General features: G+C 69.9%; 23 protein-coding genes and 3 pseudogenes. 19 read left to right on the forward strand and 7 right to left on the reverse strand.

What is annotated here, in order from left to right:
- Nucleotides 1–299: 299 nt before the first annotated feature.
- The 4 genes and pseudogenes from AB0367_RS18985 to AB0367_RS19000 all read left to right on the forward strand — a co-directional run bounded on the left by AB0367_RS18985 (nt 300) and on the right by AB0367_RS19000 (nt 3,716).
- Nucleotides 300–1,700, forward strand: a complete 1,401-nt coding sequence (locus AB0367_RS18985) for a plasmid pRiA4b ORF-3 family protein (RefSeq protein WP_366227638.1) — start codon at nt 300–302, stop codon at nt 1,698–1,700.
- A gap of 181 nt (nt 1,701–1,881) precedes the next feature.
- Entirely contained in the window at nt 1,882–3,090 is a 1,209-nt protein-coding gene (locus tag AB0367_RS18990; protein WP_366227639.1) for a hypothetical protein, read from the forward strand.
- 148 nt (nt 3,091–3,238) lie between these two features.
- A pseudogene (locus AB0367_RS18995) lies at nt 3,239–3,409 on the forward strand (type II toxin-antitoxin system RelE/ParE family toxin); the annotation flags it as partial.
- On the forward strand, nt 3,396–3,716 hold the full coding sequence (locus tag AB0367_RS19000; RefSeq protein WP_366227641.1) for a helix-turn-helix transcriptional regulator: 321 nt from the start codon (nt 3,396–3,398) through the stop codon (nt 3,714–3,716). The pseudogene AB0367_RS18995 and the gene AB0367_RS19000, both read left to right, overlap by 14 nt.
- 76 nt (nt 3,717–3,792) lie before the next feature.
- Here AB0367_RS19000 and AB0367_RS19005 read toward each other — a convergent pair whose 3' ends face one another.
- The 5 genes and pseudogenes from AB0367_RS19005 to AB0367_RS19025 form a co-directional block, all read right to left on the reverse strand.
- Nucleotides 3,793–4,146: a DUF2399 domain-containing protein gene (locus AB0367_RS19005; protein WP_366227753.1), complete on the reverse strand. Its 354-nt coding sequence runs from the start codon at nt 4,144–4,146 to the stop codon at nt 3,793–3,795.
- Nucleotides 4,112–4,195 (reverse strand): annotated as a pseudogene (locus AB0367_RS19010) (DUF2397 family protein); the annotation flags it as partial. The gene AB0367_RS19005 and the pseudogene AB0367_RS19010, both read right to left, overlap by 35 nt.
- A gap of 9 nt (nt 4,196–4,204) precedes the next feature.
- The gene (locus AB0367_RS19015) at nt 4,205–4,438 is read right to left on the reverse strand and encodes a hypothetical protein (RefSeq protein ID WP_366227642.1); all 234 of its coding nucleotides are present in this window, start codon (nt 4,436–4,438) and stop codon (nt 4,205–4,207) included.
- A gap of 87 nt (nt 4,439–4,525) precedes the next feature.
- Nucleotides 4,526–5,299 (reverse strand): VOC family protein, encoded by a 774-nt coding sequence (locus AB0367_RS19020; RefSeq protein ID WP_366227643.1) that lies wholly within the window; start codon nt 5,297–5,299, stop codon nt 4,526–4,528.
- Nucleotides 5,300–5,366: 67 nt separating this feature from the next.
- Complete coding sequence (locus AB0367_RS19025; RefSeq protein WP_366227644.1) at nt 5,367–6,203, reverse strand: hypothetical protein; 837 nt, start codon at nt 6,201–6,203, stop codon at nt 5,367–5,369.
- Between the two features lie 73 nt (nt 6,204–6,276).
- On the opposite strand from AB0367_RS19025, the gene AB0367_RS19030 reads away from it, so the two are divergent.
- The 7 genes from AB0367_RS19030 to paaE all read left to right on the forward strand — a co-directional run bounded on the left by AB0367_RS19030 (nt 6,277) and on the right by paaE (nt 11,024).
- Complete coding sequence (locus AB0367_RS19030; RefSeq protein ID WP_366227645.1) at nt 6,277–7,125, forward strand: menaquinone biosynthesis protein; 849 nt, start codon at nt 6,277–6,279, stop codon at nt 7,123–7,125.
- A 33-nt stretch (nt 7,126–7,158) separates the two neighbouring features.
- A complete protein-coding gene (locus tag AB0367_RS19035) occupies nt 7,159–7,365 on the forward strand; it encodes a hypothetical protein (protein ID WP_366227646.1) in 207 nt (68 codons plus the stop codon).
- Nucleotides 7,366–7,426: 61 nt separating this feature from the next.
- The gene (gene paaA / locus AB0367_RS19040; RefSeq protein ID WP_366227647.1) at nt 7,427–8,446 is read left to right on the forward strand and encodes a 1,2-phenylacetyl-CoA epoxidase subunit PaaA; all 1,020 of its coding nucleotides are present in this window, start codon (nt 7,427–7,429) and stop codon (nt 8,444–8,446) included.
- Complete coding sequence (gene paaB, locus AB0367_RS19045; protein WP_366227648.1) at nt 8,439–8,741, forward strand: 1,2-phenylacetyl-CoA epoxidase subunit PaaB; 303 nt, start codon at nt 8,439–8,441, stop codon at nt 8,739–8,741. Before paaA ends, paaB begins: the two co-directional genes overlap by 8 nt.
- A complete protein-coding gene (gene paaC / locus AB0367_RS19050; protein WP_366227649.1) occupies nt 8,738–9,457 on the forward strand; it encodes a 1,2-phenylacetyl-CoA epoxidase subunit PaaC in 720 nt (239 codons plus the stop codon). Before paaB ends, paaC begins: the two co-directional genes overlap by 4 nt.
- A complete protein-coding gene (gene paaD / locus AB0367_RS19055; protein WP_366227650.1) occupies nt 9,451–9,912 on the forward strand; it encodes a 1,2-phenylacetyl-CoA epoxidase subunit PaaD in 462 nt (153 codons plus the stop codon). The genes paaC and paaD overlap by 7 nt, the downstream gene beginning before the upstream one ends.
- Nucleotides 9,909–11,024 carry a 1,2-phenylacetyl-CoA epoxidase subunit PaaE gene (gene paaE / locus AB0367_RS19060; protein ID WP_366227651.1) on the forward strand — a complete coding sequence of 372 codons (1,116 nt, stop codon included), beginning with the start codon at nt 9,909–9,911 and terminating at the stop codon, nt 11,022–11,024. Before paaD ends, paaE begins: the two co-directional genes overlap by 4 nt.
- Before the next feature lie 131 nt (nt 11,025–11,155).
- On the opposite strand, the gene AB0367_RS19065 is transcribed toward paaE, so the two are convergent.
- A complete protein-coding gene (locus tag AB0367_RS19065; protein WP_366227754.1) occupies nt 11,156–12,112 on the reverse strand; it encodes an aldo/keto reductase in 957 nt (318 codons plus the stop codon).
- A gap of 49 nt (nt 12,113–12,161) precedes the next feature.
- On the opposite strand from AB0367_RS19065, the gene mqnC reads away from it, so the two are divergent.
- Nucleotides 12,162–13,430, forward strand: a complete 1,269-nt coding sequence (gene mqnC / locus AB0367_RS19070) for a cyclic dehypoxanthinyl futalosine synthase (RefSeq protein ID WP_366227652.1) — start codon at nt 12,162–12,164, stop codon at nt 13,428–13,430.
- Nucleotides 13,427–14,119, forward strand: coding sequence for a demethylmenaquinone methyltransferase (locus AB0367_RS19075; RefSeq protein WP_366227653.1), 693 nt, complete (start codon nt 13,427–13,429; stop codon nt 14,117–14,119). The genes mqnC and AB0367_RS19075 overlap by 4 nt, the downstream gene beginning before the upstream one ends.
- 52 nt (nt 14,120–14,171) lie before the next feature.
- Here AB0367_RS19075 and AB0367_RS19080 read toward each other — a convergent pair whose 3' ends face one another.
- Nucleotides 14,172–14,516, reverse strand: coding sequence for a hypothetical protein (locus AB0367_RS19080; protein WP_366227655.1), 345 nt, complete (start codon nt 14,514–14,516; stop codon nt 14,172–14,174).
- A 235-nt stretch (nt 14,517–14,751) separates the two neighbouring features.
- On the opposite strand from AB0367_RS19080, the gene AB0367_RS19085 reads away from it, so the two are divergent.
- The 6 genes and pseudogenes from AB0367_RS19085 to nuoE form a co-directional block, all read left to right on the forward strand.
- Nucleotides 14,752–16,026, forward strand: a complete 1,275-nt coding sequence (locus AB0367_RS19085; protein WP_366227656.1) for a geranylgeranyl reductase family protein — start codon at nt 14,752–14,754, stop codon at nt 16,024–16,026.
- Nucleotides 16,027–16,169: 143 nt separating this feature from the next.
- Nucleotides 16,170–16,535 carry an NADH-quinone oxidoreductase subunit A gene (locus AB0367_RS19090; protein WP_366227657.1) on the forward strand — a complete coding sequence of 122 codons (366 nt, stop codon included), beginning with the start codon at nt 16,170–16,172 and terminating at the stop codon, nt 16,533–16,535.
- A 3-nt stretch (nt 16,536–16,538) separates the two neighbouring features.
- On the forward strand, nt 16,539–17,210 hold the full coding sequence (locus AB0367_RS19095; protein WP_366227658.1) for an NADH-quinone oxidoreductase subunit B family protein: 672 nt from the start codon (nt 16,539–16,541) through the stop codon (nt 17,208–17,210).
- A gap of 62 nt (nt 17,211–17,272) precedes the next feature.
- Nucleotides 17,273–17,893 carry an NADH-quinone oxidoreductase subunit C gene (locus AB0367_RS19100; protein WP_366227755.1) on the forward strand — a complete coding sequence of 207 codons (621 nt, stop codon included), beginning with the start codon at nt 17,273–17,275 and terminating at the stop codon, nt 17,891–17,893.
- On the forward strand, nt 17,890–19,206 hold the full coding sequence (locus AB0367_RS19105) for an NADH-quinone oxidoreductase subunit D (RefSeq protein WP_366227659.1): 1,317 nt from the start codon (nt 17,890–17,892) through the stop codon (nt 19,204–19,206). Before AB0367_RS19100 ends, AB0367_RS19105 begins: the two co-directional genes overlap by 4 nt.
- A pseudogene (gene nuoE, locus AB0367_RS19110) lies at nt 19,206–19,895 on the forward strand (NADH-quinone oxidoreductase subunit NuoE); the annotation flags it as partial. The gene AB0367_RS19105 and the pseudogene nuoE, both read left to right, overlap by 1 nt.
- Between the last annotated feature and the right edge of the window lie 2 nt (nt 19,896–19,897).

The following is a 19,897-nucleotide window of genomic DNA, read 5'->3' on the forward strand; positions in this document are numbered from 1 at the left end:
GCAGAATCACAGACGGTGACGATGTCTTACTCGGAATAGCTTCGTCGCTGACGAATGATGGACCGCGGCCTCAGGATGCATCGGAGGCTTGGGCGTCGTCAAGGTCGATGCCGTGGCGCTGGAACAGTGGCAGTACGAGGTCACCGGCGGTGGTCGCATCTGGTATGCGATCGAAGTGTGCTCACGGCCGATGCCCCGGCTTCACCTCAATGTGAGCTCTGGTACAGACTGGTCGAATGAGCCCTGTCAGTCGCGGCCGTAAGGGCAGGCAGAAACGGAACGCCGGGCGAGGATCGGCGGTGCTGCGCGTCGTCGGTGAGCCGGTCTCGTGTGACTGCCCGGCCTGTTCGGACCCCGACTTCGATCCGGAGCAGGCCTTCGGGGAGCTGGCCGACGCCACGTCGGAGCTGGCGGCCGTCGATGACCCGCTGGACGCCGAAATCGGTGCGGCGACGCTGTTGGCGATCTGTTCCGCGAACGGTGCCGAGGGAGCCGTGGCGGATCTGATCTCGCACTTCGAGAGCCGGTCAACCGCGGGAACGCTCGCGATGCTGCTGGCCATCGGGTCGGTCGCGCCGGGCGACGTCGGCGCGGCGGCGCGCGCGGCGGCGGGGAGGCTCGCGCGGGCCGGCGTCGCGAAACCGGTATGGGCGGACGAGATCGCCGCACCGGTCACCGTCGAGAATTGTCGTCGCGTTTTCGACCTGCAGGGCACCGCTTCCATGCTGGTCTGCTCGTTCCAGCGGGCGGAGCGCGGGCACATGCTCGTGCTGTCCGTCGACCACACCGACTGCGACGCCGCCGTGGACGTCATGCTCGGGGAGGCGGCAGACCTTCCTGAGGTACTGAAGGAGATGCGGGCGTCAGGCAGGAAGAACGGCCTGGACATCAAGACCGAGTCGATGGAGCCGGCGGAGCTGCGCTGGTGGATCGAGAACGCCCTCGATGCCCGGGACGTCCATGACGCCGAGGGCGCCGACGACGAATCGGCGGAGCTGTTCGATGCGGAGGGACCCGGGTATCCGGTGCTCGCGACGCTGGTCCGTGCTCGAATGGCCGCGCTGCCCGAGTCCGACAAGCCTCCGGCGCCGCACGGCGGGTTCGCGGCGGCTCCCGCGTTGGCGCCCAAGCGGACCAAGCTGGCTGGACCGGCCCCGATCTACCAGGTCAAGGTTGGACTGAAGGGCGCGACGCCGCCGATCTGGCGGCGCCTCGAAGTGCCGGCGGACGTCAGCCTGGCGCGACTGCACGACATCATCCAGGCGGCGTTCGGCTGGAATGACAGTCACATGCACGTGTTCGAGACGCCGTTCGGGGATTTCGGTGTCGCGGATCGGGAGCTGGGTTACGGTTCGGACAAGTCGGTCACTCTTGAGCAGGTTGCTCCGGAGGTCAAGAGCAAGATCCGCTACGTTTACGACTTCGGGGACAACTGGCAGCACGAACTGCTGGTCGAGAAGGTCCTCGACCGTGATCCGGTGGTGCGGTATCCAAGGTGTACCGGCGGGCGGCGAGCCGCGCCACCCGACGACTGCGGCGGCATCTGGGGATATCTCGACCTGATCGAAGCGCTCAAGGACCCGGATCACCCGGAACACCGAGACAGCATGGATTGGGTGGGTATCGACGACATCGCCGACTTCACCCCTGAACGGTTCGACGCGAAGTCGGTCAACACGGCGCTGTCCGGCCTCACCTGACCGGCAATGACGGCCGGGTGGGGTCGCTGGCCGCAAGCCTTGCGCACCCACGCCGGTCCGAGGCAGGCTTCTGGGAGCGCAGTGGCGCTCGGGCCAACCGTGGACCGGGCACCCATCTGCGAAACGGACGGTCTAGCGCGACATCCACATGGACAATGGCACCCGAGATCTGATCCCGTTGGTGGATCGGCTCCGTCGCGATCGCCGCACGCATCCGTACCGGGGCCGGCGTGAATATTCGCAGGCGGCCCGCGATCTCGCCGACCGGTGCGCGGTGCTGATCGACGCCGGCGCCGCGGCGACGGTGGTCCCTGTGCTGCGCAAGGCCGTCGACCGGATGACGGCCGCGCTGATGTACATGGACGACTCGTCCGGTGTCGTCGGCGACGACCTGCAGCAGATGATGGAGCTGTACGCGCAGGCCTGCATCGCGGCACCCCAGAACCCGAGGCGGCTTGCCGGCTGGCTGGTGAAACTCGAGTGCGACGGCCCGGGCTGGCCGCGGATCGTGCTGCGCGACTTCGCCCCGGCGCTCGGTGCGCCCGGGCTGGCAGAGGTCGAGCGGCTGGTCGCCGACCGGGCCGCGACGGCGGATCCCGAGTCATGGACGGGACTGTTCGCGATCCGGGATCTGCGCGAGCAGCTGGCCGAGGTGTCCGGCGACATCGACCGGCACGTCCAAGTGCTGGCCGAACATCTGACCAGCGCGGTGCAGTACGCACGGATCGTCGACACGCTGTGTGCGGCCGGCCGGACGGTGGAGGCGATCGCCTGGGCGCGGCGCGGGCTGGCGGAGAAGGCCGGCTGGCCGCATGCCGACCAGCTCCGCGACACGCTGGTGGCGTTGCTGCTCGAACAGGGCGACAGCGAGGCCGCGCTGGTGGTACGGCGGGCGGAGTTCGAGCGGCACCCGACGCTCGAGGCCTTCCGGGCGTGGGAGAGCACCGCAGTGCAGGCCGGTGCCGGCGACCCGACATCGGCGGCGGTCGAGCGGCTACGGCAGCGCGCCGCCGAGCAGCCGCTCTACGTATCCGAACTGGTCGACGTGCTGACGGCGGTCGGTGCCCACGGCGAAGCCTGGACGATCGGCCGGGCGAACGCCGACCGGCTCGGCCGGCAGCGCTGGCTCGGCCTACTCCAGCGGCGAAGCACGACCGAACCGGCCGACGTGATCGAGCACTACCAGGACCTCATCGAGGAGCAGGTCCGCGACAGCGGCGACAGGCATCGGTACCGTGGGGCACTGCCGCTGCTCTCGGCCTTGCGGGCGACCTGCCGGGCGGCCGGACAGGAAGCTCGGTTCGCCTCCTACCTGGCCGATTTCCGCGAACGGCACCGCCGCCGACCGACCCTGATCAAGACACTCGACGACGCCGGATTCCGCGCGTAGTCCCAGGCGATCTTGCCTGCTCGCTCGTCGGCGAGCTCGGTTTCGTGAACGCTCACCTCACCGCGGCCGTCAAGCGGCGCTATGCGGGGGTGCGTCCACCGCTCCACCGAATTGCGGTTGCTTCCCGCGTCTCCAGGTTAATAATATTATTAGGATTTTGTTCGTCTTCGATCAATGGCAATCCGCGATCCTGCTCGTTGCCGGTGACAAGTCCGGTCAGTGGAACCGGTGGTATCGGCAGGCCGTTCCGGAAGCGGAGCAGCTTTACGCCACATACTTGAAGGAGCGAGAGAAGGAGATCGTGGATGAGCGGCGTTAAGCGGTGGCGGGATACCGATCACCTGGCGCGCGCGGTCGAAACCGCAGGCGGCCGTCAGGCGTTCGATGCCGCGGTCGGAGCGATGCTTGACGAGGCTCGGGGTTGGCGGCTGGCCGAGTTGCGGAAGCGGCGAGAGATGACGCAGGAGCAGGTCGCGTCGCGGATGGGTGTCTCGGTGGCCCGGGTGTCGCAGATCGAGGCCGGCAGTGTTTCCACGCAGGAGGTGCTCGCGCGGTACATCGAGGCGCTCGGCGGGACGCTCAAACTGATCGCCGACTTCGGTGATGAGCAACTCAAGGTCGCCTGATTTCTGCGTGCGGCGTTCGGCTCACCGACGCGGCGGCTTACGACCGGGCACGGTGAGGATATGTGCCCGCGGCAGCTCACGACAGGTCCTGCAGCAACAGCGGGAGAATCCGCTCTTCCATGACGGCGCGGCCGGAGTGGATCATCATTTCGGCGAGTGCGGGCTCCCACGGCGTTGCGGTTGAGGTGCCGGCCAGCGCTACGCCGCTCGCCGCGTGGGCCGCGTACGTGACACCGTCCATGCGCCACGACACGGCCGTCGGGTAGCGGGCGAGCGCGGCTGCGGTGATCCGCACCGGGACCCGCGCGGCGGCCGCCTCGGTCAGCCACGAGCCGAGCAGCCCGTGCCCGGTGTGCGCGGTAGCCGGCCTCGGTGAACTGATACACCGAGTGACGGTTGCGATACTCCGCCAGCGTCGCCGCGCGGGCACCGTCCTGCCCGCGATCCAGTACACCCCAGTCGACGAGCGCATCGAGCAGCCGCGGAAGCTACAGTCCGGCGGGGTCCGGACACTCGGGGTAGGTGGCCGAAAGCCCCGCCATGGCGGACGCCACCTCGGACGTGTGCAGGACCACCTGATAGCTGGAGCGGGCGGCGTCAAGAGACCGCAGGACCCACAGGTAAGCCGTCCTGTTGTCCGCCGTGACGTAGCTGAACAGCCGCATCCGGTCGTCCAGGCTGAAGTCGTCCAGTCCGAACGACGGCGGATTTGGCTGCGCCACCAGCCCCCCTCGAATCGACCGGCCAAACCTAGTCGAATGGTCGGGCCGCAGGCCAGTCGGTACCGATGGGGCGCGGGCCGGTTCCGGTCAGGCCGTCAGAGCGCGCAGCTCGGGGAGCATCTCGATGACCAGGAAGGCGCCGCCGGTCGGGTCGACGAGATACGCCGCGTGACCGATGCCGGCGTCGATCGGGCCGACCAGAACGCTTCCGCCGAGTTCGGGGGTGCGGGCCATGAAGCCCTCGCAGTCGTCGATCGACATGATCGTGCGCCAGTGCGGCGGGGTGCCCGGCGGGTACTCGTCGCCTAGCAGGCTCACGCCGCCCACCACGCGGTTCGCGCAGACCCAGTCGTGGTACTCGTGGATGGCGTCCGACGTGCCCTCGCGCTCGGTCCAGCCGAAGACCTTGCCGTAGAACGTGGCGGCGGTCGGGACGTCCTGGGTCACCGTCTCGCTCCAGCAGACGGTGCCGGGCTCATCCTGGACCTGGGCGCCGGCGAAGCGGCCGCGCTGCCAGGCGCCGAACGCCGCGCCGGCCGAGTCGGCGAACAGCGCGGCCCGCCCCCGGGTGCCGGCCTCGGCCGGGGGCTGCAGGACCGTGCCGCCGGCCTCGACGACCAGGTCCGCGGTGGCGTCGACGTTCTCCGTCGAGATGTACGTCAACCACGCCGACTGCCCGGTGGGAGACGGCACCAGGCCGGCCACGGCGAGGTCGCGCAGCAGGAAGAGGGTGGTGCCGTCGTCGGCCTCGGTGGTCGTCCAGCCGAAGAGGCCGCAGTAGAACGCCGCCGCGGCCGCGGTGTCGCCGCTGGTCAGCACCGACCAGCACGGCGTCGCGGGAGCATAGCCTCGTACTCGCACGCGATCACGGTAAGCGCAAAGTCAGCGCAATTGATCGTCTGAAGGGTCACAAATTGCCAGTTGGCGGTCAGTGCCTCGTGAGGAGCTGCTTCGTCACCTCGCGGCAGGTCTTCACGCCGTAGTCCTTCCCCAGGGAGCTCGGGTAGTGCGCCATGATGCCCAGGCTCCAGCCGTCGCCGACGGCCATGCACGCGATGTGCCACTGGCCGTCGTCGCGGGCCAGCCAGCCGTTCTTGATCGCCGTGGTCTTCCGCACGTCGGCCGGGAGCACCTCGATCGGGCCGAACCGGCCCGGGCCGCGCACGTTGCGCATCTCGTTGAGCAGCCAGCCGGTCCACTTCGGGCCGGCCGCGCGGCCGTCGCCGATGCACTTGGCCAGCCGGGTCACGTCACGGGCGGACATCTGGGTCAGGCTCCAGGAGTTCTGGGTGCCCTTGGTGTCGGTCAGGCCGCAGAGCGTGATCATGCGCTTGATCGAGGTCAGGTTGCCGTTCTGGGCGTGGTACTTGAACGTGTTCTCCGTCTCCGAGTCGCGGATCATCCGGCTGAGCTCGGCGAGTGCGGCGCTGCTGGGCTGCTTCTTCTGCTCGGCCTGGCGGCGCAGCCAGTCGGCGACCACCCAGGCCTTCGCCATCGAGGCGGTATCGCTCGTGGTGTACGGCGTGGAGCCGTACATCTGGTCGGTCGTGTGGTCGTAGTACGCCCATGACCAGTACCCCTTCACGTTCATCGTCACCGGCTGCGTCGGCGTGAACAGCGCCGCGCTTTCGCCGGCGCTTCGCACCACGGCCGGCGAGTCGGAACCGGCCGCCGTGTGGTCGACCCGCGGCGCGGGTTCGCACCCGGTCACGAGCAGCAGGGCCAGCGCGAGGCCAGGCCCGAGCACAGCCAGGGGGCGTCGCATCCCACGAGGGTAGCCGCTGTGAAAATGACCGCCCCGGCCATGCGCAGGGCACTGGTTGGGGCACGATGGCGTTGTGCCCGCATTGCAGCGGCCCCGCGTGGGCCACATCCAGTTTCTGAACTGCCTGCCCATCTACTGGGGCCTGATGCGATCGGGCGCGCTGATCGACGTCGATCTGTTCAAGGACTCGCCGGAGCGCCTCAACGCCGCCCTCGTCGCCGGAGACCTCGACATCGGCCCGATCTCGCTCGTCGAATACCTGCGCAACGCCGACGACCTGCTACTCCTGCCCGACCTCGCGGTCGGCAGCGACGGGCCCGTGCTGTCCGTCAATGCCGTTTCGACTGTACCGCTGGAGTCGCTCGACGGCCGCCGCGTGGCGCTCGGCGCGACCTCCCGCACCGGCGTGCTCCTGGCGCAGATGTATCTCGAGTCCGGCATTGGCGTGCGCCCCGAGTACTTCAACAGCGCGCCCGACCTGGCCCGCATGCTCGACGAGGCCGACGCCGCCGTGATCATCGGCGACGTGGCGCTGCGCGCGATGCACGACGCGCCGCAGCACGGCTGGCAGGTCACCGACCTGGGCCTGGCCTGGCGCGAGTGGACCGGCCTGCCGATGGTGTTCGCCGCGTGGGCGGTGCGCCGCGACTTCGCCGCCGCGCACCCCGGCCTGGTCAAGGACGTGCACGAGGCGTTCCTGCGCTCGCGCGAGCTGTGCCTTACGGAACTGGACGAGGTGGCCACCGCGGCGGCGCGCTGGGAGACCCTCTCGGCCGAGACGCTGGCGACCTACTTCCGCGTGCTGGACTTCTCCCTCGGTGAACGCCAGGTCGCCGGCGTGCGTGAGTTCGCCCGGCGGGCCGCGGCACGCGGCGCGGTGCCCCCGCTGCCGGAGGGCGGCCCGGCGTTCTTCAAGGGCTGATCTGCTCGGCAGGTCGCGGCGCGCGGCGACCGGGTGATCCAGCCGTTCTTCACCGCGGTCGAGGACTGCTCCGCGGCCGGTAGCGCCGGCGTGATGCCGAACTTCTGGTCCTTCGCCACGTTGCGCATCGGCGGCCGGTCATCAGCGATCGGGGTCACCCGACGTGAGTGCTTTTGCCCGATCAGTCTCTCGTTCAACCATCGCAGCGGCAGCCCGGATGCACTCAAAAGTGCCTGGTAGCTGGCTCGATGCCATGTGACAGCTTCTTGCTGGACCTGTCGGATGCTGTAACACTTGAGGCGTGGACGGCAACGACTTCGCCCCTCTGCTCGAGCAGGTCGACAGCGCCGAGCGGGACCTTCGGGCGGCCTCCGAGGCGAGCGTCGAGGCCCGCGGTGAACTGCAGGAATACTTCGACGCGACCGTCTGGGCCGACCAGAAGATCGAGCCCCGGGACTGGATGCCCGAGGCGTACCGCGAGACGCTGATCCGCCAGATCGCGCAGCACGCGCACTCCGAGATCATCGGCATGCAGCCCGAGGGCAACTGGATCTCCCGCGCCCCCTCGCTCAAGCGCAAGGCGATCCTGCTCGCGAAGGTGCAGGACGAGGCCGGCCACGGGCTTTACCTGTACGCCGCGGCCGAGACGCTCGGGGTCTCCCGCGACGAGCTGGTCGAGCTGCTGATCGAGGGCCGCCAGAAGTACAGCTCGATCTTCAATTATCCGACGCTGACCTGGGCGGACATCGGTGCGATCGGGTGGCTCGTCGACGGCGCCGCGATCGTCAACCAGGTGCCGCTGTGCCGCTGTTCCTACGGGCCGTATGCGCGCGCCATGATCCGCATCTGCAAGGAGGAGTCGTTCCACCAGCGGCAGGGGTACGAGATCCTGCACACGCTCGCCAACGGCAGCCCGCGGCAGCGGGAGATGGCGCAGGACGCGATCGATCGCTGGTGGTATCCGTCGCTGGCGATGTTCGGCCCGCCCGACACCGAGTCGACGCACTCCGAGCGCTCGATGGCCTGGAAGATCAAACGCTTCTCCAACGACGAGCTGCGCCAGCGGTTCGTGGACATGTGCGTGCAGCAGGCGGGCGTGCTCGGCCTGCGCCTGCCGGACCCGGACCTGCGCTGGAACGAGGAGCGCCAGGCGTATGACTACACCCAGCCCGACTACGAGGAGCTCATGCGCGTGATCAAGGGCGAGGGGCCGTGCAACCGTCAGCGCATGGCGCACCGCCGCCGCGCTCACGAGGATGGCGCGTGGGTGCGCGAGGCGGCCCGGGCGCACGCCGCCAAGAAGGCGGTGGCCAGTGTCTGAGTCGCGGTCTGAGTCGCGGTCCGAGCCGCTGTGGGAGGTGTTCGTCCGGCCCCGCCGCGGGCTCTCGCACGCACACGTCGGCTCCCTGCACGCCCCCGACGCCGAGATGGCGCTGCGCAACGCCCGCGACGTCTACACCCGCCGCCAGGAGGGCGTCTCGATCTGGGTCGTGCCGGCCGCCGCGATCACCGCGAGCAGCCCCGACGAGAGGGACGCGTTCTTCGATCCGGCGGCCGACAAGGTGTACCGCCACCCGACCTTCTACGCCGTACCGGAAGGCGCGGAGCATCTATGAGTATGGACTTCGCGCGTGTGCTGGCGCTCGGCGACGACGCGCTCATCGCGGCGCAGCGCCTCGCCGAGTGGTGCTCGCGCGCGCCCGAGATGGAAGAGGACGTCGCGCTGGCCAACATCGCGCTCGACCAGCTCGGCGCCGCCCGGCTGTTCCTCACCTATGCGGGCGAGCTGGAGGGGCGCGGGCGGGACGAGGACGACCTGGCGTACCTGCGCGACGACGGCGAGTTCCGCAACGTGTCGCTGGTCGAGCTCGACAACGGCGACTTCGCTGTCACCATCGGCAAGCTGCTGTTCCTCGCCGTCTATCAGCGGCTCGCCTACCAACGGTTGAGCGTCGGCGAGGACGCGCGGCTGGCCGGGATCGCGGCGAAGACGCGCAAGGAGTCCGCGTACCACGCCGAGCACGCGGCGCTGTGGACCATCCGTCTCGGTGACGGCACCGACGAGTCGCACCGGCGCATGCAGGCGGCCGTCGATGCGCTGTGGCCCTACACGCACGAGCTCTTCGAGGGCGACTTCGACGACGACTTGGCCGCGCTGCGCGAGCCCTGGCTGGCCGAGATCGCCGCGGTGCTCGACGAGGCGACGCTGACCCGGCCGGGCGACGGCTGGGCGCCCTCGGGCGGGCGGCGCGGGCTGCACACGGAGGAACTGTCCAAGCTGCTCGCCGAGATGCAGGTGCTGCACCGCGCGCACCCCGGGGTGACGTGGTGAGCGCGCGCGAGCTGGTGGCGGCGGTGCGTGACCCGGAACTGCCGCTGGTCACCATCGAGGAGCTGGGCATCCTGCGGAGGGTCGCGGAACGTGACGGCCAGGTCACGGTCACGATCACGCCGACGTACTCGGGCTGCCCGGCGATGGACGCGATCCGCGCCGACATCGCGGCGGCGCTGGACGCCGGCGGCTACCACGACGTCGAGGTGGACACCGACCTCGCCGAGGCGTGGACCACCGACTGGATCACCGACGAGGGCCTCGCGAAGCTGGCCGCGGCGGGTGTCGCGCCGCCGGCGCGCAGTGCGGCGGTGGCCCTGACGCTCACCGTGCGCTGCCCCCGGTGCGGGTCGCCGGACACCGAGGAGCTGTCCCGCTTCGGCGCCACGGCCTGCAAGGCGCTCTGGCGGTGCCGGGCGTGCCGGGAGCCGTTCGAGCGAGTGAAGGCACTATGACCGTCTCTCCGATCCGGCGGCCCGTCAAGCCGCGGCCCGTGTTCCATCGCCTCGCGGTGCTCGACGTCGAGCGGCTGACCGACGAGGCCGTCGCGGTGACCTTCGACGTGCCGCCCGCGCTGCGGGAGCGTTTCGCGTTCCGGGCGGGGCAGCATCTCACCGTGCGCCGCCACACCGGATCGGGGGAGGAGATCCGCCGGTCGTACTCCATCTGCTCGACCCCCGCGCTGCTGCGCGACGAGGGCGTGCTGCGGGTGGGCATCAAGCGGGTCGCCGGCGGCGCGTTCTCCACGTTCGCGCTGTCCGAGCTCGCGCCGGGCGACGAGGTCGACGTGCTGCCGCCGCTGGGCCACTTCACCACCGCGTTCGACCCGGACCGGGCGCGGCACTACGCGGCGATCGTGGCCGGCTCGGGGATCACGCCCGTGCTGTCGCTCGCCGCCACCGCGCTGCGGACCGAGCCGGGGAGCCGGGTCACGCTGATCTACGGCAACCGCGCCGCCGGCACCGTGATGTTCGCCGAGGAACTCGCCGACCTCAAGGACCGCCATCCGGAGCGGCTGCACCTGGTACACGTGCTGTCACGCGAGGCGCAGGAGCCCCCGCTGCTGTCGGGCCGGCTGGACGAGGCCCGCATCGGCGCGATCCTCGACGCGCTGGTGCCGCCCGGCACCGTCGATGAGTGGTTCCTGTGCGGGCCGCACGGCATGGTGCTCGACGCGAAGGTGGCACTGAGCCTGCGCGGGGTCGACGACGCCGCGGTACACACCGAGCTCTTCCATGTCGACGACGCGCCGCCGGCCGCGCGCTCGGCCGCCCCCGAGACGGCCGAGCCCGGCGCCGAGGTGAGCATCCTGCTCGACGGGCGCGAGACCACCTTCACGATGGCGCACGACGAGCGGATCCTCGATGCGGCGCTGCGGGCGCGGCCGGAGCTGCCGTACGCGTGCAAGGGCGGCGTCTGCTCGACCTGCCGGGCGAAGGTCGTCGAGGGCAAGGTCCAGATGGCGCGCAACTTCGCGCTCGAGCCGGACGAGCTCGCCGCCGGATATGTCCTGACCTGCCAGTCGATGCCGATCACGGACAGGGTCGTGGTCGACTTCGACGCCTGAGGTGGGTCACGCCGATGGGCGGCGGGCGGGTCACGATCGTGGTCTCGCCGTCGCGCGACACCGGCGTCGCCGTCCTCGACGGCCTGCCAGCGCCGGGCGACGGCAAGACCCGTCCGCCGTCATCGGGACGCTTAGATCTCCGCCAGCGCCGCCAGGTCCTCGGCGCCGGGGACCCAGGCGGCGGCCGCCGCGTTGGCCGCGACCTGCCCGGCCGACGTGGCGCCGGCGATCACGCTGGCCACGGTCGGCTTCGCGGCGAGCCCGCCGATCGCGACGCTCAGCAGGTCGAGCCCCCGCTCCTCGGCGAATGCGGAGAGGCGCTCGATGCGGTCCCACGGCGCTTCGGCGAGCACGCGGGCGAAGCCGTCGCGGGCCAGCCGGGAGCCCGGCGGCGGCGCGTCGCCGCGCCGGTACTTGCCGGTGAGCAGCCCCAGCTCGAGCGGGTAGAAGGGGAGCAGGCCCAGGCCGAAGCGCTCCAGAGCGGGCACCAGGTCGGCCTCGACGGAGCGGTCCAGCAGGGAGTAGCGGTTCTGCGCGCTCACGAACGGCGTGAGGTGATGGGTCTCGGCCGTCCAGGCCGCGTCGGCGGTCTGCCAGCCCGCGAAGTTCGAGTGGCCGATGTAGCGCACCTTGCCCGCCCGGACCAGGTCGTCGAGCGCGGCGAGCGTCTCCTCGATCGGGGTCGCCGGGTCGGGGCTGTGGATCTGGTACAGGTCGATGTAGTCGGTGCCGAGCCGGCGCAGCGACGCCTCGGCGGCGCGCAGGATGTAGCGCCGGCTGCCGCGCGCGCCCCAGTCGGGTCCGTTGGCGCCGCGCGTGTCCATACCGAATTTGGTCGCGATGATGGCGTCGTCGCGGCGTTTGCGGAGGGCGGCGCCGAGCGCCTCCTCGGACGCGCCTGCGGTGGTGCCGTAGACGTCGGCGGTGTCGAACAGGTTGATGCCGAGGTCGAGGGCGGCGTCGACGACCTCGGCACTGCGGGCCGCGTCGATCCGCCCGCCGAAGTTGTTACAGCCGATGCCGACCACCGAGACGGTGAGGCCTGAGCGCCCGAGGCGCCGGTAGCGCATTGCAGTCACTCTCGTGATCCTAGGCACGCCCGCTCGACGCCGACGCCGCTCTGGGTACGCTCTGGGTGTGACGACTCCGGTGATCAGCGAGATCCTGCAGCGTGCCGCCGACGGCGGGCGTATCGGTGCGGAGGAGGCATTGCTGCTCTACACGGATGCGCCGTTCCACGAGTTGGGCGAGGCCGCCGACGCGGTGCGCCGCCGCCGCTACCCGGACGGCATCGTCACCTACATCATCGACCGCAACATCAACTACACGAACGTCTGCGTGACGGCGTGTAAGTTCTGCGCCTTCTACCGGGCGCCGAAGCACGCCGAGGGCTGGACGCACGGCACCGAGGAGATCCTGCGCCGCTGCGCGGAGGCGGTCGACCTCGGCGCCACGCAGGTGATGCTGCAGGGCGGGCACCACCCGGACCACGGGGTGGAGTATTACGAGTCGCTGTTCTCGGCGGTGCACACCGAGTTCCCCGACCTGGTCATCCACTCGATCGGCCCGTCCGAGGTGCTGCACATGGCCAAGGTCTCCGGGGTGTCGATCGAGGACGCGATCGCCCGGATCAAGGCGGCCGGCCTGGCCTCGATCGCCGGCGCCGGCGCGGAGATGCTGCCCGACCGGCCGCGGCAGGCGATCGCGCCGCTGAAGGAGTTGGGGGCGCGCTGGCTGGAGGTCATGGCGGCCGCGCACCGGCAGGGCGTCTCGTCGACCGCGACGATGATGATGGGCACCGGCGAGACCAACGCCGAGCGCATCGAGCACCTGCGGCTGATCCGGGACGTGCAGGACCTCGCGGTCGCCAACGGCTACTCCGTCGAGGCGGACCTGGCCGGGACCGTGGGCGGGTTCCGCTCCTTCATCCCGTGGACTTACCAGCCGGAGAACAACCACCTCAAGGGCCGCACGCAGGCGACCAGCCTGGAGTATCTGCGCCTGGTGGCGGTCGCGCGGCTGTTCTTCGACAACATCGCCCACCTGCAGTCGTCCTGGCTGACCACGGGCAAGGACGTGGGCCAGGTCTCGCTGCACCTGGGCGTCGACGACCTGGGCTCGATCATGCTCGAGGAGAACGTGATCTCCTCCGCCGGCGCCCGGCACCGCTCCCGCCTCACCGAGCTCGTCCAGATGATCCGGGGCGCGGACCGCGTTCCGGCGCAGCGGGACACGCAGTACCGGCACCTCAAGGTCCACTGGACCGAGGCCGACGACCCGACCGACGAGCGGGTGCAGTCGCACTTCTCGTCCATCGCCATCCCCGGCGGCGGCACCGGCCGCTCGCTTCCGCTGACCCCGGTGAACTCAGGAGCGGTCCGCGGCGAAGCGGAGGTGTCGGCATGACGCGCGCATCGCTGGACAAGGAGCCGGAGGAGGTCGCGGCGATGTTCGACGGCGTGGCCCGCCGGTATGACCTCACCAACACCGTCCTCTCCGGCGGCCGCGACCGCATGTGGCGCCGCGAGACGCGCCTCGCGCTGGGCCTCAAGCCCGGCGAGACGGTCCTCGACCTGGGCGCGGGCACCGGCGTGTCGACGCTGGAGCTCGGCCGGTCGGGCGCGCTCGCGGTGGGCGCCGACATCTCGGTCGGCATGCTGCAGGCCGGCCGGGAGAAGCGCCCAGAGGTGCCGCTGCTCGCCGCCGATGCGCTGCACCTGCCGTTCGCCGACGAGACCTTCGACGCGGTGACCATCTCTTTCGCGCTGCGCAACATCGCCGACACGGACGCGGCGCTGAGCGAGATGGCCCGCGTGACCAAGCCCGGCGGCCGGCTGGTGGTGTGCGAGTTCAGCACCCCGACGTGGCGCCCGTTCCGCGCCGTCTACCAGGGTTACCTGGTGGGCGCCCTGCCGCAGGTCGCGAAGCGGGTCTCGAGCAATCCGGATGCGTATGTGTACTTGGCCGAGTCGATCCGTGCCTGGCCGGACCAGGCCGGGCTGGCCGCGCGGATCGGCGAGAACGGCTGGCGGAAGGTCGCGTGGCGCAACCTGACCGGCGGCGTGGTGGCAATGCACCGCGGTTTCCGCGCCTGACCTCGCCGTCGGCCGGGCTCCGGCGCACGGCGGGCGTCAGTCACAAGACGGGTCAGGAGAACGGGAAGCGGGTCGGCGTCAGGCGGTCCAGCAAGGCGCGGATCTCGCGGGCCAGTTCCGAAGGGTGCTGTTCCAGATCGGCCCGCGTGAAGGTGGACAGCGTCCAACCCGCGGCGGCCAGGCGCAGCTGTGCGTGTGCCGCGTTGCTCGGAAGGTCCGGAAAAAGGCCGGGAAATTGGGACATACCCAGGTCAACGGCCAGATGGGCCGTGGCGAACGCCACGTCCGCGACCATGATCTCGCCCCAGCGATCGACAATCGGCTCGTCATAGGCCCAGACCCACAGGCCGGCCCGGCGCAGAGCGCGGGTCGCCAGGCGGCGGGTTGCGACATCCATGATTACTCAGGATTGCCGTCTCGTTACGCCCTGTCGACGTGCGAGCTAGGCCTGTGGACAATCCCGCCCGCGCCGGGGGATGTGGCTCGCGGAATGACTGTTCGGGTGAAAAATTAGGGTCGCCTTACCAACGGCGGTGCTGTTCACGGTTCTAGACTGCTCCACGGATGACTTTGTGAAGACTTTCACGAGCGCACAATGAGCATAAGTCGAACGGGTAGGAGGTGTTACGGCCGTGACTGACATCGGACAAGATGCGGATGTCATCGTCGTCGGCGCCGGGCCGGGCGGCTCAGCCGCCGCGTTCTACCTCGCCCGTCACGGGCTGCGGGTCCTGCTGCTCGAGAAGACCGAGTTCCCGCGCGAGAAGGTGTGCGGCGACGGGCTCACGCCCCGCTCGGTCCAGCAGCTGATCAAGATGGGCATCGACACCACCGAGGAGAAGGGCTGGCTGCGCAACCGCGGCCTGCGCGTCATCGGCGGTGGGGTGCGCCTGGAGCTGGACTGGCCCGACCTCGCGAGCTTCCCGGACTACGGGCTGACCCGCACCCGCATGGACTTCGACCACATGCTCGCAACGGCCGCGACCGACGCGGGCGCCGTGCTGCGCACCGGGACCAACGTGACCGGCCCGATCCTCGACCGCACCGGCCGGGTCGTCGGTGTGACCGCCACCGGCCAGGACAGGGAGCCGCTGGAGTTCCGCGCCCCGCTGGTCATCGCCGCCGACGGTGTCTCCGGGCGGTTCGCGCTGGCGCTGGGCATCACCAAGCGCGACGACCGGCCGATGGGTGTGGCCGTCCGGCAGTATTTCTTCAGCCAGACCCGCCACGACGACGACTACCTCGAGTCGTGGCTGGAGCTGCGCAGCCGGGAGTCGGGCGACAAGCTCCTGCCGGGATACGGCTGGATCTTCGGGCTCGGCGACGGCCGGGTCAACGTCGGCCTGGGCGTGCTCAACAGCAGCGTCGCCTATGGCAAGACCAACTACAGGACGCTGCTCGCCGACTGGCTGGACAACACCCCGGCCGAATGGGGCCTCTCCGACCCGGCCAACGCCGACGGCAAGTCCCAGGGCGCGGCGCTGCCGATGGGGTTCAACCGGGTGCCGCACTACACCCGGGGTGTGCTCCTCGTCGGCGACACCGGCGGCATGGTCAACCCCTTCAACGGCGAGGGGATCGCCTACGCCATGGAGTCCGGCGAACTGGCGGCGGAGATCGCCATCCAGGCGCTGGCCCGCCCGCAGGGCACCGCGCGCGAGCGCGTGCTCGCCAACTACCCGTCCGAGCTGAAGGCCCGCTACGGCGGGTACTACCGGCTCGGGAACGTGTTCGTGAAGCTCATCGGCAATCCGCAGATCATGCGGATCGCCACCAAGCACGGCATGCCACACCCGACCCTCATGCGGTTCGTGCTGAAACTCCTCGCCAACCTCACGGACCCGCGGGGTGGGGACGCCATGGACCGCGTGATCAACGCGATGACCCGGCTGGCGCCGGCCGCCTGACCCCCAAAGGCACTGGCCAAGGCCGCATTTGGGGTGCCCCCGGACGAAGCCGTCCAGGCATACCGAATAGTGTTAAACCCGCATACAGAGTGGTCCCAGGGGCCGACCGCCCCGCGGGCTCGCCGAAAGGACGGAGCAGCACGATGTCGCTCGCGCCGTACGTACCGATTCTCGGGCTCTTTGCCCTAGCCGCCGCATTCGCGCTGTTCTCGGTGGCGGTCGCGCCCTTCGTTGGGCCGCGCCGGTTCAACAAGGCAAAGCTCGACGCTTACGAGTGCGGCATCGAGCCGACTCCCCAGCCTGTCGGCGGTGGCCGCTTCCCGATCAAGTTCTACCTGACCGCGATGCTGTTCATCATCTTCGACATCGAGATCATCTTCCTGTACCCGTGGGCCGTGAACTTCAACGCACTCGGCCTCTTCGGATTCGTGGAGATGGTGCTGTTCATCGTCACCGTGTTCGTCGCGTTCGCCTATGTGTGGCGCCGCGGCGGGCTGGATTGGGACTGAGTCATGGGCATCGAGGAAAAGGTACCGACCGGCGTCCTGCTGACCACGGTCGAGAAGCTGGTCAACTGGTCGCGCAAGGCGAGCTTCTGGCCGGCCACCTTCGGCCTGGCCTGCTGCGCCATCGAGATGATGGCGACCGGTGCCGCGCGCTACGACCTGGCGCGCTTCGGCATGGAGGTCTTCCGGGCGAGCCCCCGCCAGGCCGACCTGATGATCGTCGCGGGCCGCGTGAGCCAGAAGATGGCCCCGGTCCTGCGCCAGATCTACGACCAGATGCCGGAGCCCAAGTGGGTGCTCTCCATGGGCGTCTGCGCCTCCAGCGGAGGCATGTTCAACAACTACGCGATCGTCCAGGGCGTGGACCACATCGTTCCCGTGGACATGTATCTGCCAGGCTGCCCGCCGCGGCCGGAGATGCTCATCGACGCGATCCTGCGCCTGCACGACAAGGTCATGGCCGAGCCGCTGGGCGACCGGCGCCGCCGCGCGATCGAGGCGCGGGTGCAGCGCGAGGGTGCCCCCGTGGTGGCGCCCGGCGCGATGCCGTCGAGCTACCGGTTCGACAAGGTCAAGCGCGCCGAGTGGACGAAGGCCGCCGCCGCGGGCCGCGAGGAGCAGCTGCGCATCCAGAAGTGGATGGAAGAGCGGGCGAACCTGTCCGGAGGAACCAAGTGACTGAAGTAGAGCCGGTCGGCGCCACGGCCCAGACCCCGCCGTCCAGCGGGGCCGGGCGCGGCATGTTCGGCGTGCAGGGCACTGGCGACACCTCGGGCTTCGGCGGCCTGCGCCGCCGGCGCGCGGTCGAGCTCGACTCGCCACGGCCCTACGGCGGCGACTTCGACGAGGTCGTGGACGCCCTTGAGGAGGCATATGCCTCCTTCAACGACGCGATCGAGCGCATCGTGGTCGACCGCGGCGAACTCACGCTGCACATCGTGCCGGAGCACATCGCCAAGGTCTGCCAGGCGCTGCGGGATGACCCGGCGCTGCGCTTCGAGCTGTGCTCCTCGGTGTCGGGCGTGGACTACCTCGGCTCCGACGGCCGCCGGCTGCACGCGGTGTATCACCTGACGTCGATGACCTTCCGCCGCCGGATCCGCCTTGAGGCGGCGGTCACCGTCGAGGACCCGCATCTGCCGAGCGTGACCCAGGTGTACCCGACCGCCGACTGGCAGGAGCGGGAGACCTACGACATGTTCGGCATCGTCTTCGACGGCCACCCCAACCTGACCCGGATCCTCATGCCGGACGACTGGGAGGGCTTCCCGCAGCGGAAGGACTACCCGCTCGGTGGCGTGCCGGTCGAGTACAAGGGTGCGGAGATCCCGCCGCCGGACCAGCGGAGGAGTTACCAGTGACCACCGACTACGCGGCAGCGCGCGAGACTACCGAGGGCCGGGTCTTTACCGTCACCGGCGGGGACTGGGACACGGTCGTCAACGAGGCCGGCTCCGAAGAGCGCATCGTCGTCAACATGGGCCCGCAGCACCCGTCCACGCACGGCGTGCTCCGCCTGGTGCTCGAGCTCGAGGGCGAGACCGTCATCGAGGCGAGGACCGTCATCGGGTATCTCCACACGGGCATCGAGAAGAACCTGGAGTTCCGCAACTGGACCCAGGGCACCACGTTCGTGACCCGGATGGACTACCTGGCGCCGATCTTCAACGAGGCCGGCTACTGCATGGCGGTCGAGAAGCTGCTCGGCATCGAGGACCAGATCACCGACCGCGCCAAGACGATCCGCATCCTCATGATGGAGCTCAACCGGATCTCCTCCCACCTGGTCTGGCTCGCCACGACCGGTATGGAGCTCGGCGCCCTGTCGATGATGATCTACGGGTTCCGCGAGCGCGAGTACGTCCTCGACATCTTCGAGATGGTCTCCGGCCTGCGGATGAACATGGCCTACGTACGCCCCGGCGGCGTCGCGCAGGACATCCCGGACGAGGCGATCGTCAAGATCCGCGAGCTGCTCGGCTGGATGCCGGACCGCATCGACATGTATGAGGACCTGCTCTCCGGCAACACGATCTGGCGTGAGCGCACCCAGGGTGTCGCTGTGCTCGACGTGACGGGGTGCCTGGCGCTGGGCATCACCGGCCCGGTGCTGCGCTCCGCGGGCCTGGGCTGGGACATCCGCAAGCAGCAGCCGTACGGCGGCTACGAGACCTACGACTTCGAGGTCCCGACCGAGACGACCGGCGACGCGTTTGGCCGCTACAAGGTGCGGCTCAACGAGATGCGCCAGTCGCTGCGGATCGTCGAGCAGGCGCTCGCCCGGCTGGAGCCCGGCCCGATCATGATCGCCGACAAGAAGATCGCATGGCCGGCGCAGCTGGCGGTCGGCGGCGACGGCCTGGGCAACTCGCTCGAGCACGTCGCGAAGATCATGGGCCAGTCGATGGAGGCCCTGATCCACCACTTCAAGCTGGTGACCGAGGGCTTCCGGGTGCCGGCCGGCCAGGTGTACGTGCCGATCGAGGCGCCCCGCGGCGAACTCGGCGTGCACGCGGTGTCCGACGGCGGCACGCGCCCGTTCCGGGTGCACTACCGCGAGCCCAGCTTCGTCAACCTGCAGGCGATCCCGGCGATGGCGGAGGGCGGTCTGCTCGCCGACGTCATCGTGGGCGGCGCCTCGCTCGACCCCGTCATGGGTGGGTGTGATCGTTAATGGTGTTCAGTGAGGTCACGCGCGAGCGCGCGCGTGCGATCATCGCGCGCTACCCCGAGGGCCGCTCGCGTTCCGCGCTGCTGCCGCTGCTGCACCTGGTGCAGTCGGAGGAGGGCTACGTCTCCCCGGACGGCATCGCCTTGTGCGCCGAGATCCTGGGGATCACCAAGGCCCAGGTGGGTGCGGTCGCGACGTTCTACACCATGTACAAGCGCAAGCCGACCGGCGACTGGCTGGTGAGCGTCTGCACCAACACGATGTGCGGCGTGCTCGGCGGCGACAAGGCATACCAGGCCCTGAGCGAATACCTCGGGGTCGGGCACGACGAGACGACCCCCGACGGCAAGATCACTCTTGAGCACGCCGAGTGCCTCGCGGCCTGCGACTACGCGCCGGTCATGACGGTCAACTACGAGTTCTTCGACGGTGTGACCGAGGACGGCGCGCTGTCGCTGGTCAAGCAGCTGCAGAACGGCGATCGACCGCAGCCGAGCCGGGGCACCCGGCTCTGCACGCTCAAGGAGATGGCGGTGCAGCTCGCGGGCTTCGCCGACGACCGGGGCGACGAGGTCATCGGCGAGGGGCCGGCCGGGGAGTCGACGCTGGCCGGCAGCCGGCTCGCGGAGCGCTTCGGGATCTCGGTGCCGGGCTTCGACCCGGAGACGCCCATCGCCAAGAAGGACGAGGCGAA

The sequence above is a fragment of the Dactylosporangium sp. NPDC051484 genome (assembly GCF_040689395.1).
In the GTDB taxonomy this organism is placed as follows: domain Bacteria; phylum Actinomycetota; class Actinomycetes; order Mycobacteriales; family Micromonosporaceae; genus Dactylosporangium.

Excerpts from the sequence above, each read along its gene's own strand:
- AB0367_RS19000 (WP_366227641.1), top strand. The coding sequence starts at position 3,396 with ATGAGCGGCGTTAAGCGGTGGCGGGATACCGATCACCTGGCGCGCGCG.
- paaC (WP_366227649.1), top strand. The coding sequence starts at position 8,738 with ATGAGTATGGACTTCGCGCGTGTGCTGGCGCTCGGCGACGACGCGCTC.
- AB0367_RS19090 (WP_366227657.1), top strand. The coding sequence starts at position 16,170 with ATGTCGCTCGCGCCGTACGTACCGATTCTCGGGCTCTTTGCCCTAGCC.
- AB0367_RS19095 (WP_366227658.1), top strand. The coding sequence starts at position 16,539 with ATGGGCATCGAGGAAAAGGTACCGACCGGCGTCCTGCTGACCACGGTC.
- AB0367_RS19100 (WP_366227755.1), top strand. The coding sequence starts at position 17,273 with ATGTTCGGCGTGCAGGGCACTGGCGACACCTCGGGCTTCGGCGGCCTG.
- AB0367_RS19025 (WP_366227644.1), bottom strand. The coding sequence starts at position 6,203 with ATGCGACGCCCCCTGGCTGTGCTCGGGCCTGGCCTCGCGCTGGCCCTG.
- paaE (WP_366227651.1), top strand. The coding sequence starts at position 9,909 with ATGACCGTCTCTCCGATCCGGCGGCCCGTCAAGCCGCGGCCCGTGTTC.
- AB0367_RS19075 (WP_366227653.1), top strand. The coding sequence starts at position 13,427 with ATGACGCGCGCATCGCTGGACAAGGAGCCGGAGGAGGTCGCGGCGATG.
- AB0367_RS19080 (WP_366227655.1), bottom strand. The coding sequence starts at position 14,516 with ATGGATGTCGCAACCCGCCGCCTGGCGACCCGCGCTCTGCGCCGGGCC.